We start from the raw sequence: 12,713 nt of genomic DNA, 5'->3' as shown, positions 1-12,713 counted from the left end.
TTTTTTAGCAGGAGACAGTTACATGCAGAAATTGACCGCGCTCTTCCATTCAAGCACGCCCCAGCACGATAGCGCCGATGAAGCGACCAGCTCCAGCCCATCGCGTCAAGGAGCGGCGTCCAGCGACAGTGCATCACCTGCCCTGGCTCCCCTGGCCGCCTTGGCAGAAGCAGGTCCGAGACGTCCCGGTGGCAAGGCAGGCACTCGCCCCCGGACCAGCCACTTGTCCGCTCACTCGCGCCCGCCGCCGCAGCCCTCCGTGTTCAGCAGGATGCGGGGATGGGTGGCGGAAGCGGCGTCGAACAACATCCTCGAACCCAGCGCCTGGATCGATGCCAACTTCCCGCATGCACGGGCTGCCAGGATGAGCCTGCTCGACACGGCAGCCGCAGTGACCCGCTCATTGGAATTCACCTTGCCCGCACGACAAGGCGGGCACCAGTTCCATATGTACCTTGCAGCCGATGCATCCGGCACAAATACGCTAACCCTGGCCCCAGGGCAGGAGCTGATCCCCGGGCTATTGCGGTCCGACAGGATGATCGAGCTTTCGTCGAGCCACCTGGATCAGCTCAACGCACTCGCCACCAGGCATCCAATCGTCAAGACGCAAATGCCGGACACCAAACCATGCTTGCGGGTGATCACGCCCGCAGTCGCTGCCAATCTGGCAGCGGCACGCGAGGTCATCGATCTGGTCAAGGCACTTCTTCCCTACGGGGCTGGCAACCAGATCAAGGACATCGCAGCGACAGAGGGAGAGAGTGTGCTCCACTCTTCGTTGGCGTTCAGACATGGGGGAAGACCGGAGTTCCGGGCTTTGGCCGCAATCCGGGCGCAAGGTGGCTACTGCGACGCGCAAGCTGGCCTGGCGTACCAACTGCTGTCGCAGAATCCTGCGCTGAGGGACTGCAGGATAGACATGGTGAGCGGAGAAGACCACGTGTTCGTGGTGATCCGGGGGCAGACGCCGGATCACGATATCGTGGTGGACCCGTGGGCGCCTTTCGCCTCACCCACGCTTGTCCAGGATGCACTTCCCATGCATCGGGCGATCCTGCGCGGCGCAGAGCTCGACTACACCAAACCTGCCGGCACCGTTGCGCCGGCCCTGAACATCGAAAGGGCGCTGAGGCTGCAGGCTATGGACCGCAGTGACTACCCATCGATACGCGACAATTTCGTCGCTGAAAAATTTCGCGATCCCGATAGCGCCATCGCGGACCAACTGGCAACTCCGGTCGATCAATGGGATGTACCCTTCAGCGGCAATCCCAACGTGCGCTATGAGGTGCGTGACGAATCCGGCCGCCAGTTGATCTCCGGCCCGCTCAGGTTCGACATGCAGCGTATCGCGTTCGCGCCCGGGCCCTACCAGACGCAGGAGGCATGACGCCCGCTGTCGCAGGACCTGACTCGACATGGATGCCGCGCCGGAGCTACAAGGACGTACCTGCAGCATGTCCCGCGATGGTGAGCGGGCAGGGGCCTTGCAGCCAAGCCGCAGATCGCCAGCCCTAAGCCGAATCCCGAATCCCGATTCCCGAATCCCAGCCCCTCAGGCATCCAACTCCAGCACCATCCGCACCAACTCCGGCGACTCCGGATGCGCCTGCGGCTTGAAGCCCAGCGATTCGGCCAGCTGCAGCATCGGCACATTGCTCTGCAGCACGTCGCCGAACAGGCAGTCGAGGTATTTGCGGCGCGCCCACTTGACCAGCTTGCGCATCAGCTGCCGGCCCAGCCCCTGGCCGGCGACGAAGCTGCTGACCAGGATGGTGTACTCGGCCTGGCGGGTGCCCGGCACCAATGCTGCGCGCGCCACCGCGCCGACCAGGGCTTCGCCCGGCGGCAGCTGCTCGGCGGCAACCAGCACGATCTCGCTCTTGGGGTTGGGATGGGTCAGGCTCTGCACCATCTCCGGAGTGATTTCGGTGGAGGAACGCACGAAGCGCGCGCGGATTTCCTCCGGTCCCAACAGGCTGAACGCCCCTTGCAGCGGCGGGCCGTCCTCGGGACGGATCGGGCGGAGCAACAGGGTGCGGCCATTGGGCAGGCTGAAGTTTTCATGCCAGGGAGGCATGCGATTGCGAATGGCCATGACCGGTATTCCTTAAAGATCGGAAGATTCTGGCACCAGCTCGGCGCGCAACCGTGAATGAATCCGGTGCGTCGCCAAGGACCAACAGGGGGTGGCAGTGCTTCCCACGCAACTGTAACGAGCCGAGCCGTGAGCCAGTCGTGAGAGTGTCGGGACAGGCGCCGGCCGGGCGCTGTCGATCCACCTCCGGGCGGCGAGGTGGCAGCCGGGCGACCGAGCGCGCCATCCCGGCGAACGGGCAGTCACTCCAGGACCAGCCCGTTGCTGGCATGCAGCGAGTCCGCATCGAGAGGCCTGGCGCGGTGGCAGTCAGCGGCTTGCCGCTACCTATCGTCCTGCTGCTTGGCCGCCATCGGCCATGGTGACGGCCGGCGGCGGATCAGGCGTCCTGCCGCAGCCACTCCAGCCGGGTCGAGGCGCCGGGTTCGCCCAGGTGCTTCTTCAGCACCGGCAAGGCCGGCGCCAGCACCTGGTCGAACTGCCAGGGGGCGTTGACGATCAACAGCCCGCTGCCGGTCAGGCGCAGCGGCGAGTCGTCCGGGCGCACCTGCAGCTCGGCGACCAGCACCGACTTGGCGGGCAGGGTGGCGGCCTTGCGCATGAACGGCTGCAGGCTGCGGCGCAGCTTGATCGGGTACCACACCATGCAGATCGCCTGCGGCCAGCGCGCCAGGGCCTCGCGCACGCTATGGATGATCTGCGGGTACTCGGCATCCTGCGCTTCGTAGGGCGGGTCGATCAGCACCAGCCCGCGGCCGATCCTGGTCTCGCCCGCGCGCGGCGGCAGGAAGGCGCGGATCGCCGCATAGCCGTCGCCGGCGTGCACGCGCACGCGGCTGTCGGTGTCGAACAGGTGCTTCAGTGCCTGGGCTTCGTCCGGCTGCAGTTCGCAGAACGCCATGCGGTCCTGCGCGCGCAGCGCCTGGGCCGCCAGCAGCGGCGAGCCGGGGTAATGGTTGAGCTGGATGCCGGCAGTGGGGCGGCCCGGCTTCTGCCCGGGGGCGGCGGCGCGCGCGGTGGGCTGGTTGTCGGCCTGCACCGCGCGCAGGTAGCGCTCGACCACCTCCGGCAGGGTGGATTCGGCCATCAACCGCATCACCCCCGCATCGGCTTCGCTGGTCTTGCGGCTTTCCTCGCCACCGAGCTGGTAGCGGCCGCGTCCGGCGTGGGTGTCGAGCACGAAGACCGGGGTGTCCTTGCGCTTGAGCGAGTCGATCAGCGCCAGCAAGGCGATGTGCTTGAGCACGTCGGCATGGTTGCCGGCATGGAAGGCGTGGCGATAGTTCATCGCGGCAGTGTAAGCGGGCGCGGGGGTTTGCGCTGGGGTGCGCGGTCGCTTGCGGTCTGCTGCTGCCGGTGCGGGCGGCGCCAGCGATCAGGCCTGCGCTGCCGCGGACCCTCGCGCGCGCTGCCGCGGCGCCACAGCGCCACAGCGCTATAGATCGTGCACGCCTGCGGCTATGCTGCGCGCCATGTCCGACACTCCTGTCCGCGTGCTCGTCGTCGAAGACGAAGCCGCCATCGCCGATACCGTGCTGTACGCGCTGCGCAGCGAAGGTTATGCGCCCGAACACTGCCTGCTGGGCCGCGAGGCGCTGGCGCGGCTGCGTGCCGAGCCGGCCGATCTGGTGGTGCTGGATGTCGGCCTGCCGGACATCAATGGTTTCGAGGTCTGTCGCAGCCTGCGCAGCTTCAGCGAGGTGCCGGTGATCTTTCTCACCGCGCGCAACGACGAGATCGATCGCGTGCTGGGGCTGGAACTGGGCGCCGACGATTACATGGCCAAGCCGTTCTCCCCGCGCGAGCTGGTGGCACGGGTGCGCGCGCGCCTGCGTCGCCGCAGCGCGGCAGCGGTGGCCGAACCCGGCTGGCAACCGCATGGCGGCTTTGCGATCGACCGCGAAGGCAGCCGCATCCGCTATGGCGAGGCCCTGTTGCCGCTGACCCGTTACGAATACGCAGTGCTGGCCGCGCTGCTGCAGCGTCCCGGCGCCATCCTCAGCCGCGCGCAGCTGATGGACCGTGGCTGGGATGCCGGCGCCGACAGCGCCGACCGCACCGTCGATACCCATATCAAGACCCTGCGCGGCAAGCTGCGCCAGGCCGGCGTGCCGGCCGACCCGATCCGCACCCACCGTGGCCTTGGCTACGCGCTGGAGCTGTAGGCGATGCCCTCGCGCAGGCGCGTATGCATCACCCGGGCGGCGCGCTGAGATGCGGCTCGGGCTCAAGCTGTTCCTGGGATTTTTCCTGATCGTCGGGCTGGCCGCGTTCTTCGTGATGCGGGTGTTCGTCAACGAGGTCAAGCCCGGCGTGCGCCAGGCGATGGAATCGACCCTGGTGGATGCGGCCAATGTGCTGGCGGAGATGGCCAGCCCCGAGCTTGCGCAGGGGACGCTTGCCAGTGGCAGCTTCGCCCGCCATCTGGCGCAGGCGCAGCAGCGCGATCCCAAGGCGTGGGTGTGGCGCTTCCGCAAGAACACCGTGGACTACCGCGTCACCGTGACCGATGCGCGCGGCGTGGTGGTGTTCGATTCGCTGGGCCGCGATGTGGGCCGCGACAATTCGCGCTGGAACGATGTCTACCGCACCTTGCGCGGCGAGTATGGCGCGCGTTCCAGCCCCGAGATCGATGGCGACCCCACCGCCACGGTGATGCATGTGGCCGCACCGATCTATGCGCCGGATGATCCGAACAAACTGATCGGCGTACTGACCCTGGCCCAGCCCAATCGCAGCATCGATCCCTTCATCCAAGCCAGCCAGCGCAACATCCTGCAGCGCGGCGCCTGGTTGATCGGCATTTCCGCATTGATCGGCATCGCGATGACCTGGTGGCTGATGCGCGGGATCGGCCGGCTCAATCGCTATGCGCAGGCGGTGAGCGCCGGCATCCCGGTGCCGCTGCCCGAGCCGCGCGGCGATGAAATCGGCGACCTCGGCCAGGCGCTGGAAACCATGCGTCGCAAGCTGGAAGGCAAGGCCTACGTCGAGCAGTACGTGCAATCGCTGACGCACGAGATGAAAAGCCCGCTGGCCGCGATCCGTGGCGCCTCCGAGCTGCTCACCGAGCCGATGCCGGACGCCGACCGCCAGCACTTCGTCGCCAGCATCCGTGCGCAGGAGCAGCGCCTGACCGAAACCATCGACAAGCTGCTGGCGCTGGCCGAAGTGGAACAGCATGGCTGGCTGCAGACGCGCGAGCGCATCGCCGTGTCCGGCTTGCTGCAGGCGGCGGTGGATGCCGTGGCGCAACGCGCTGCCAGCGCCGGGGTGCAGGTCGAGATCGATGCCGCAGGCCTGACGGCCGGCGGTCAGGCCGTGCATGGCGATGCGTTCCTGCTGCGGCAGGCGCTGATCAACCTGCTGGAAAATGCCATTGCGTTCTCACCCGCGGGCAGTCACGTGCACTTGCGTACGCAGGTGCAGGGCGCGCAGCTGCACCTGATGGTCGAAGACCGCGGCAGCGGCGTGCCGGACTACGCGATCGAACGCGTGTTCGAGCGGTTCTACTCGCTGGCACGCCCGCAGACCGGGCAACGCAGTTCCGGTCTGGGCCTGCCGTTCGTGCGCGAAGTGGCGCGCCTGCACGGCGGCGAGGTGGCCTTGCGCAATCGCGAAGGCGGTGGAGCGGTGGCAGCACTGCGCCTGCGCATCGGCTGACGCGCCTGGCGTGCGCTGCGCGACAGGCCTGCAGCCGAATGCTGCAGCAGGGCAGATGCGGCATGCGCCGTGGCACATGCCGCAGCTGGATCATCCGCAGATCAAATCGCGTGGCGTATCAGTGCACCACGTCGGCCACCACGACGTCCTTGGCCACCACCGACCACGCCAGCTTGCCAAAGCCCTTGTTGCCCGACTCGGTGCCCCAGCTGTTTTTGACCGGCGCGGCGGCTACTTCACATTCGCTTCAACTTCGCCTCAAACCCCCGCCACCGACACGGCGCAGCCTGAGCACCTCCCAGACTGAGGACGGTCGATGAAATCCCTGAAACTGCTGTTGCGCTTTGCCACCATCGGCGGGCTGATCCTGTTGTTGCTGATTCCCTTGTTGCTGATCCGGGGCGCGGTGCAGGACCGTGCCCGCTACCGCGACGAGGCGATGGAGCGGGTGGCGCAGGGCAAGGCCGGCGAGCAGCAGTTCATCGCGCCGGTGCGCGTGCTGCCGTATACCGAAGAGGTGCAGGTGGCCGAGCCGGACGAGCAGGGCAACCAGCGCAACCAGCGCAAGGTGTGGCGCAAGCGCGAGGGTGCGCTGTTGCAGACCCCGCGCAGCCTGAAACTCGGCGGCGACATGGTGCCGTCGGTGCGCGAAGTGGGCCTGTACCGCGTACAGGTGTATTCCTGGAAAGCGACGCTGCACGCCGAATACGAACCACTGGACTACGCCGCCGTACCCACCCGCGTGTATGGCCAGCCGCATCTGGCGGTGGGCATTTCCGATGTGCGCGGGCTGGTCGGCACGCCGCGGTTGCAGGTGGATGGGCGTGCAGTGGCACTGGAAAGTGGAGCCGGCGCGCTGGCGGATCGGTCGGCGGGCGTGCATGCCGAGCTGAGCCCGCTGGCCGATCCGGTGGCCGGGCGGCTGCAGGCGGGCAATGTGGTGGACATGCAGTTCGTGCTGGACGGCACCCGCCGCCTGGCCATCGCACCGATCGCCGACAACAACGAGATCGCCTTGCGTTCTGCCTGGCAGCACCCGTCCTTCGGCGGCCGTTTCCTGCCCAACGCGCCCAGCATCGGCCCGAAAGGCTTCGATGCCAGCTGGTCGCTGTCGTCGCTGGCCACCGGCGCACAGACGCAGTTGCAGTCCAGCCAGTCTGCGCTGGACATGCTGGAGGTGCGCCTGGTGGACCCGGTGGACGTGTATACCCAGGCCGACCGTGCCAGCAAGTACGGCATCCTGTTCGCGGTGCTGACCTTCGTGGCCTTCGTGCTGTTCGAGCTGATCAAGCGCCTGCCGATCCATCCGTTGCAGTACCTGCTGGTGGGCCTGGCGCTGGCAATCTTCTTCTTGCTGCTGCTCAGCCTGTCCGAGCACATCGCGTTCTGGCAGGCCTACCTGCTGTCGGCGGCGGCCTGTATCGGCCTGCAGTTCTTCTACTTGTCCGGAGTGTTGCGCAGCTGGCGCCGCGCGGCGGGATTCTCGGTGATGCTTACCGCGCTGTATGGCGTGCTCTACAGCTTGTTGATCTGCGAAGACAACGCGCTGCTGATGGGGTCGTTGCTGCTGTTCGGCATCCTGGCCAGCATCATGTGGGTGACCCGCAAGCTCGATTGGTACGAGCTTGGCAACAGCCTGCGCTGAGGCCGGCATGAGGACGCAGGGGCAGGTGGTCCGGCGGGCGCAGCGGCTGCTGCCCGCCGGGATCGAGACGGTGGCGCTGCTTCCCGCAGCGCCACCGCACCATTGGGAATGTTCGGCGTTGTCGGCCTTGGCGTTGGCCGGGCAGGGGCGCCGCGGCGTGATCGGCCTGCGCCTGCACGAGGGTACGGCGCAGGCGCTACGTAGCGGCGGTTGCGCATTCTTGCAGGCGTCGCGGCGACAGCTGCAGGCCGGAGCCGCGGCACTGCGTCGTTACGGACCATGGCAGCGGCTGAGCAATGGCAGCTATTGGGCCCGCAGCAGCGATGCGCTGCTCGGGGTGCTGGTGGCCGCAGAAGACGCCGCGGTGTGGTTGATGTGGCAACAGCCGGTTGCCACGCAGCGGCGCCACCGCAGCTGGTTGCGCTGAGGTGCGGTCGCGCAGCAGCGCAATGCAGCCGGCTCGCTTACCATGGCCGGCATGACGGGTTCCCTGAGTGTTGAAGCGGTGAGCGGCAACGCGGTGTTGCCGTATCTGGACGCGGTGGCGCAGCTGCGCATCGCGGTGTTTCGTGCATGGCCGTATCTGTACGACGGCGATGCCGATTACGAACGCAGCTATCTGGCGGCATATGCGGCGTCGCCGCAGAGCGTCTTCGTGCTGGCACGCGATGGCGATGCGGTGATCGGTGCCTCCACCGGCCTGCCGCTGCTCGATGACAGCGATGCCTTCCATACGCCCTTCCGCGCAGCCGGCATCGACCCGGCCTGCGTGTTCTATTTCGGCGAGTCGGTGCTGCTGCCCGCGTATCGCGGGCGAGGCATTGGTCACGCGTTCTTCGACCACCGCGAGGCGCATGCGCGCGCGCTGGGCGGCGTTGCGCTGACCGCCTTCTGTTCGGTGGACCGTGCACCCGACGATCCGCGCAAACCGGCCGACTATCGCCCCAACGACGCGTTCTGGCGCAAGCGCGGCTATGCGCCGCAGCCGCACATGCAGGTGCGGCTGGCCTGGGCAGAGTTGCAACACGGCGAGATCGACCACAGCTTGAGCGTGTGGACACGCACGTTGGCAGACTAGCCGCGCTTGCACCGTCTGCGTTGTCGCTGGCGGCGACCATTGCCCGCCCGCGTGTCTCCACTGCCGCGACAGGACCCAGCCCATGAATGCGCCGCTCACCATTGCCGTTGCCAAGTACCCGATCGGCCGCCCGGCGGATTTCGATGCATTTGCCGCGCGCGTCTCGGCCCTGGTCGGCGAGGCTGCGTCGTCCGGTGCCCGCGTGGCGGTGTTGCCGGAATACCTGTCGCTGGAGCTGGGCGCGACCTTCGGCACGCAGGTGTCTGCCGGCCTGCCGGAATCCTTGGCCGCCATCCAGGCCTTGCGTGCGCCATGGCTCGACCTCTTTGCCGGCCTGGCGCGCCAGCATCGGCTGCACCTGATACCCGGCAGTTTCCTGCTGGATCTGGGCCAGGGCCGCTACCGCAATCGCAGCGACTGGTTCACCCCCGATGGCCGCCACGGTTGGCAGGACAAGCTGCAGCTCACCGGCTTCGAAAAGGCCACCGGGCTGATCGAGCCGGGCGATGCGCTGAAGGTGTTCGAGGTCGATGGTGTGCGCGCGGCGATCGCCATCTGCTACGACAGCGAATTCCCGCTGCCGGTGCGGGCGCAGTACGAGGCCGGTGCACGCCTGCTGATCGTGCCCAGCTGCACCGACACCGCCGCCGGCGCCACCCGGGTCCGCATCGGCTGCCTGGCGCGCGCGCTGGAAAACCGCATGTTCGTCGCGCAATCGGTCACCGCCGGGCAGGCGCCCTGGAGCCCGGCGCTGGACATCAATACCGGCGAGGCAGCGGTGTTCGCGCCGATGGATGTGGGCTTCCCGGATGACGGCGTGGTGGCGCAGACCCGGGGCGAGACGGTGTGGGCGTATGCGGCGCTGGATATCGCTGCTTTCGAGGCCAGCCGTGCGCAGGCGCAGGTGGCCAACGACCGCGATTGGCCCGGGCAGTGGGCGGCCGGCCTGGCGCGTGCCCGGCCGGCAGCGTGGGAGTGAGCCTGCGTTGATCGCGGCCAGGGAGCAGGCCGGCGAGTCGCGCCAGCACCGCCGTGCTGCTGTCCGTTGCGTCAGCACAGCGTCCATCGGCGCTGTGGTCGTGGTGTACTGGCGGTCTTCTTCCGGACGGTTGCCCACCTGCTCATGGCCAAGAAAACCCTGATCCCGCATAGCGTCCGGCTTGAGTTCACCCCGGGCGCCCTGGTGCACAGCAATCTTTCCGGCGCGGCGTTCACCGACGACTGGCTGTGGGTCGCCGGCGACGAAGCCTGTGCGGTGGACCGGTTGCGCAAGCTGCCGCCCGGCCAGCGCGAGGCCTTGCGCTTCGGCCAGGGGCAGAGTTTTCCGCTGGCCGAGCTGCTGGATCTGCCCGGCGAAGACGCCGAGGAAGCCGACCTGGAAGGCATGGGGCTGTCCGACGGGTACCTGTGGGTGGTGGGGTCGCATGGGCTGAAGCGCAAGAACGCCAAGCCCGACCGCGACGATGCCGACAACGCCAAGCGCCTGACCAAGCTCAAGCTCGACGCCAACCGCCGCCTGCTGGCCTGCCTGCCGATCGAGCGCGACGACGATGGGACGCCGCGGCTGGTACGGCAGGCCGCCGACGGCCGCCGCGCATTGCGCCTCAAGGGCGATGCCAAGCACAACCAGCTCACCGAGCTGCTGGCCGACGACCCGCATTTCGGCCCGTTCCTGAAGATTCCCGGCAAGGACAACGGCTTCGATATCGAAGGCATCGTGGTGGATGGCCAGCGCCTGTTGCTGGGCCTGCGCGGGCCGGTGTTGCGTGGCTGGTCGGCGCTGCTGGAAATCCGGGTGGAGGCGCATGGCGACCATCTGCGCCTGGCGCCGCTGGACGACGACGGCACGCTGTTGCGCAAACACTTCCTGCAATTGGGCGGGCTGGGCATCCGCGACCTGCATTATTCCCGGGACGACCTGTACCTGCTGGCCGGGCCGACCATGGTGTTGAATGGCGAAATCCGCCTGTTCAAATGGCCGGACGCGCGCAAGCAGCTGGCCGCCAATCAGGAACCGGTGCGTTTTCAGCACACGCTGCTGGAGTCGGCGGTACTGCCGCACGGCAGCGACAGCGACCGCGCCGAGGCGATCTGCAACCTGCCTCCGCAGCTGGCTGGCAAGACGCCCAGCTGGCTGGTGCTGTACGACGCACCCGGCCCGGCGCGCAGCGGTGGCGAATGCGTGGTGTACGGCGACCTGTTGCGCAACCGCTGAACCGGCGGGCCGGGCAGGGCCACGCTGCGCAAGGTAAAATCGGCCCATCCCACGTTTGCCCGAGCGCTCCATGACCTGCCGCACCCGCTTTGCCCCCAGCCCCACCGGTTACCTGCATATCGGCGGCGCCCGCACCGCCCTGTATTGCTGGCTGGAGGCGCGTCGTCGCGGCGGGCAGTTCGTGCTGCGCATCGAAGACACCGACCGCGAACGCAGCACCCAGGCGGCCATCGACGCGATCCTGGAAGCGATGGACTGGCTGGGCCTGGACTACGACGAAGGCCCGATCTACCAGACCCAGCGCATCGCGCGCTACCAGGAGGTGGCCGAGCAGCTGTTGGCGCAGGGCAAGGCGTATTACGCCTACGAGACCCGCGAAGAGCTCGATGCCATGCGCGAGGCCGCCATGGCCAAACAGGAAAAGCCGCGCTACAACGGCGCCGCGCGCGAGCAGCAGCTGCCGTACCGCGACGACCCCAATCGCGTCATCCGCTTCAAGAATCCGGTCGGCGGCAGCGTGGTCTTCGACGACCTGATCAAGGGCCGCATCGAGATCGCCAACAGCGAGCTCGACGACATGGTGATCTTCCGTCCGGACGGCTATCCCACCTACAACTTCGCGGTGGTGGTGGACGACTGGGACATGGGCATCACCGAGGTGATCCGCGGCGACGACCACATCAACAATACCCCGCGCCAGATCAACATCTACCAAGCGCTGGGTGCGCCGGTGCCGCGTTTCGGCCACATGCCGATGATCCTGGACGAGGAGGGCGCCAAGCTCTCCAAGCGCACCGGCGCGGCCGATGTGATGCAGTACAAGGACGCCGGCTACCTGCCGCATGCCTTGGTCAACTATCTGGCCCGCCTGGGCTGGTCGCATGGCGACCAGGAGCTGTTCAGCCGCCAGGAGCTGCTGGACCTGTTCGACATCACCGACGTCAATTCCAAGGCTGCGCGGCTGGACATGGCCAAGCTCGGCTGGGTCAACCAGCATTATCTGAAGACCGACGACCCGGCCAGCATCGCGCCGCAGCTGGAATACCAGCTGGGCAAGCTCGGCATCGACGTGACCCAGGGCCCGGCTGCCGCCGACGTGGTGGTGGCGCTGCGCGAGCGGGTGCAGACCCTCAAGGACATGGCCGAAAAGGCCGTGGTCTGGTACCAGCCGCTGGAGGTCTACGACGAAGCGGCGGTGATCAAGCACCTGAAGCTGGGCGCCGAAGTGCCGCTGGGCAAGGCGCGCGAGCTGCTGGCGGCGCAGCGCGAATGGACCGTGGAAAGCGTCTCGGCGGCGCTGCACGATGCCGCCGCGGCGCTGGAACTGGGCATGGGCAAGGTGGCCCAGCCGCTGCGCGTGGCCATCACCGGCACCCAGGTCAGCCCGGACATTTCGCAGACGGTGTACCTGGCCGGCCGCGAGGGTGCCTTGAAACGCATCGATGCGGCACTCATCAAGATAGGAGCGGCCTGACGCCGGAGCCTGTATGACCAAGCACACCCACGCACAAGACCACGCCTGCACGGCACCGCATCACCACGTCGACGACGCCAACAGCTTCGTGCGTGCGGTGGAGCGCGCCTGCAGCGAGCGCGGCCTGCGGCTGACGCCGATCCGCGCCAACGTGCTGCGGCTGATCGCCGACGCCGGCAAGCCGGTCAAGGCCTACGAGCTGCTGGACTGGGTGCGCGAAGGCAAGGGCGTGGGCGCCGATGCCCCGCCCACGGTGTATCGCGCGCTGGATTTTTTGATGGCCAATGGCTTCGTGCACAAGCTCGAATCGGTCAATGCCTTCGTCGCCTGCCACCACCCCAACAGCGCCCAGCACTCGGTACCGTTCCTGATCTGCGACCGCTGCCATAGCGCAGTGGAGCTGGAAGACCGCGACGTGGTCTCGCAACTGGAAGCCCGCGCCAAGGCGCTCGGGTTTCAGCCGCAGGCGCAGACGCTTGAGGTGCATGGCCTGTGCGCCAAGTGCGCGGTGGTGGAGTCGCCGTCGGCGGCGTAGCG

General features: G+C 67.6%; 12 protein-coding genes and 1 pseudogene. 10 read left to right on the top strand and 3 right to left on the bottom strand.

The annotated features are described in order from the left end of the window. Positions 1 to 259: 259 nt before the first annotated feature. Complete coding sequence (locus HG421_RS11685; protein ID WP_169706518.1) at positions 260 to 1,393, top strand: Hrp-dependent type III effector protein; 1,134 nt, start codon at positions 260 to 262, stop codon at positions 1,391 to 1,393. Positions 1,394 to 1,558: 165 nt separating this feature from the next. Here the strand turns inward: HG421_RS11685 and HG421_RS11680 are convergent, their stop codons facing one another. Both HG421_RS11680 and HG421_RS11675 read right to left on the bottom strand, forming a co-directional pair. Then, positions 1,559 to 2,101, bottom strand: a complete 543-nt coding sequence (locus HG421_RS11680) for a GNAT family N-acetyltransferase (protein WP_169706517.1) — start codon at positions 2,099 to 2,101, stop codon at positions 1,559 to 1,561. Between the two features lie 379 nt (positions 2,102 to 2,480). Further along, positions 2,481 to 3,389: a 23S rRNA (adenine(2030)-N(6))-methyltransferase RlmJ gene (locus HG421_RS11675; RefSeq protein WP_169706516.1), complete on the bottom strand. Its 909-nt coding sequence runs from the start codon at positions 3,387 to 3,389 to the stop codon at positions 2,481 to 2,483. A gap of 172 nt (positions 3,390 to 3,561) precedes the next feature. Between HG421_RS11675 and creB the strand changes: the two genes are divergently transcribed. Together creB and creC are read left to right on the top strand one after the other, a co-directional pair. After that, positions 3,562 to 4,266 carry a two-component system response regulator CreB gene (gene creB / locus HG421_RS11670; RefSeq protein ID WP_211161720.1) on the top strand — a complete coding sequence of 235 codons (705 nt, stop codon included), beginning with the start codon at positions 3,562 to 3,564 and terminating at the stop codon, positions 4,264 to 4,266. A gap of 49 nt (positions 4,267 to 4,315) precedes the next feature. Continuing rightward, positions 4,316 to 5,764 carry a two-component system sensor histidine kinase CreC gene (gene creC, locus HG421_RS11665; protein ID WP_169706514.1) on the top strand — a complete coding sequence of 483 codons (1,449 nt, stop codon included), beginning with the start codon at positions 4,316 to 4,318 and terminating at the stop codon, positions 5,762 to 5,764. Between the two features lie 118 nt (positions 5,765 to 5,882). Here the strand turns inward: creC and HG421_RS11660 are convergent. Continuing rightward, positions 5,883 to 5,984 (bottom strand): annotated as a pseudogene (locus tag HG421_RS11660) (peptidase C1); the annotation flags it as partial. Positions 5,985 to 6,080: 96 nt separating this feature from the next. Between HG421_RS11660 and creD the strand changes: the two are divergent. The 7 genes from creD to HG421_RS11625 all read left to right on the top strand — a co-directional run bounded on the left by creD (position 6,081) and on the right by HG421_RS11625 (position 12,711). After that, positions 6,081 to 7,409 (top strand): cell envelope integrity protein CreD, encoded by a 1,329-nt coding sequence (gene creD, locus HG421_RS11655; protein WP_169706513.1) that lies wholly within the window; start codon positions 6,081 to 6,083, stop codon positions 7,407 to 7,409. A 7-nt stretch (positions 7,410 to 7,416) separates the two neighbouring features. Continuing rightward, complete coding sequence (locus HG421_RS11650) at positions 7,417 to 7,836, top strand: hypothetical protein (protein WP_169706512.1); 420 nt, start codon at positions 7,417 to 7,419, stop codon at positions 7,834 to 7,836. Between the two features lie 42 nt (positions 7,837 to 7,878). Beyond that, positions 7,879 to 8,487: a GNAT family N-acetyltransferase gene (locus tag HG421_RS11645; protein WP_169706511.1), complete on the top strand. Its 609-nt coding sequence runs from the start codon at positions 7,879 to 7,881 to the stop codon at positions 8,485 to 8,487. 82 nt (positions 8,488 to 8,569) lie between these two features. Beyond that, a complete protein-coding gene (locus HG421_RS11640; RefSeq protein ID WP_169706510.1) occupies positions 8,570 to 9,466 on the top strand; it encodes a carbon-nitrogen hydrolase family protein in 897 nt (298 codons plus the stop codon). 144 nt (positions 9,467 to 9,610) lie between these two features. Further along, positions 9,611 to 10,702 carry a DUF3616 domain-containing protein gene (locus tag HG421_RS11635; RefSeq protein ID WP_169706509.1) on the top strand — a complete coding sequence of 364 codons (1,092 nt, stop codon included), beginning with the start codon at positions 9,611 to 9,613 and terminating at the stop codon, positions 10,700 to 10,702. A gap of 70 nt (positions 10,703 to 10,772) precedes the next feature. Then, positions 10,773 to 12,176, top strand: a complete 1,404-nt coding sequence (gene gltX, locus HG421_RS11630) for a glutamate--tRNA ligase (protein ID WP_169706508.1) — start codon at positions 10,773 to 10,775, stop codon at positions 12,174 to 12,176. A 13-nt stretch (positions 12,177 to 12,189) separates the two neighbouring features. Continuing rightward, positions 12,190 to 12,711 (top strand): transcriptional repressor, encoded by a 522-nt coding sequence (locus HG421_RS11625; RefSeq protein WP_169706507.1) that lies wholly within the window; start codon positions 12,190 to 12,192, stop codon positions 12,709 to 12,711. The last annotated feature ends 2 nt before the right edge of the window (positions 12,712 to 12,713 follow it).

The sequence above is a fragment of the Xanthomonas campestris pv. badrii genome (assembly GCF_012848175.1).
GTDB lineage: Bacteria > Pseudomonadota > Gammaproteobacteria > Xanthomonadales > Xanthomonadaceae > Xanthomonas > Xanthomonas campestris_C.
This window is presented reverse-complemented; position numbering and strand designations above follow the sequence as displayed.

Bases quoted from the DNA above. Each gene is read 5' to 3' on its own strand.
- HG421_RS11680 (WP_169706517.1), bottom strand. From the start codon at position 2,101: ATGGCCATTCGCAATCGCATGCCTCCCTGGCATGAAAACTTCAGCCTG.
- HG421_RS11675 (WP_169706516.1), bottom strand. From the start codon at position 3,389: ATGAACTATCGCCACGCCTTCCATGCCGGCAACCATGCCGACGTGCTC.
- creB (WP_211161720.1), top strand. From the start codon at position 3,562: ATGCTGCGCGCCATGTCCGACACTCCTGTCCGCGTGCTCGTCGTCGAA.
- creC (WP_169706514.1), top strand. From the start codon at position 4,316: ATGCGGCTCGGGCTCAAGCTGTTCCTGGGATTTTTCCTGATCGTCGGG.
- creD (WP_169706513.1), top strand. From the start codon at position 6,081: ATGAAATCCCTGAAACTGCTGTTGCGCTTTGCCACCATCGGCGGGCTG.
- HG421_RS11650 (WP_169706512.1), top strand. From the start codon at position 7,417: ATGAGGACGCAGGGGCAGGTGGTCCGGCGGGCGCAGCGGCTGCTGCCC.
- HG421_RS11645 (WP_169706511.1), top strand. From the start codon at position 7,879: ATGGCCGGCATGACGGGTTCCCTGAGTGTTGAAGCGGTGAGCGGCAAC.
- HG421_RS11640 (WP_169706510.1), top strand. From the start codon at position 8,570: ATGAATGCGCCGCTCACCATTGCCGTTGCCAAGTACCCGATCGGCCGC.
- HG421_RS11635 (WP_169706509.1), top strand. From the start codon at position 9,611: ATGGCCAAGAAAACCCTGATCCCGCATAGCGTCCGGCTTGAGTTCACC.
- gltX (WP_169706508.1), top strand. From the start codon at position 10,773: ATGACCTGCCGCACCCGCTTTGCCCCCAGCCCCACCGGTTACCTGCAT.
- HG421_RS11625 (WP_169706507.1), top strand. From the start codon at position 12,190: ATGACCAAGCACACCCACGCACAAGACCACGCCTGCACGGCACCGCAT.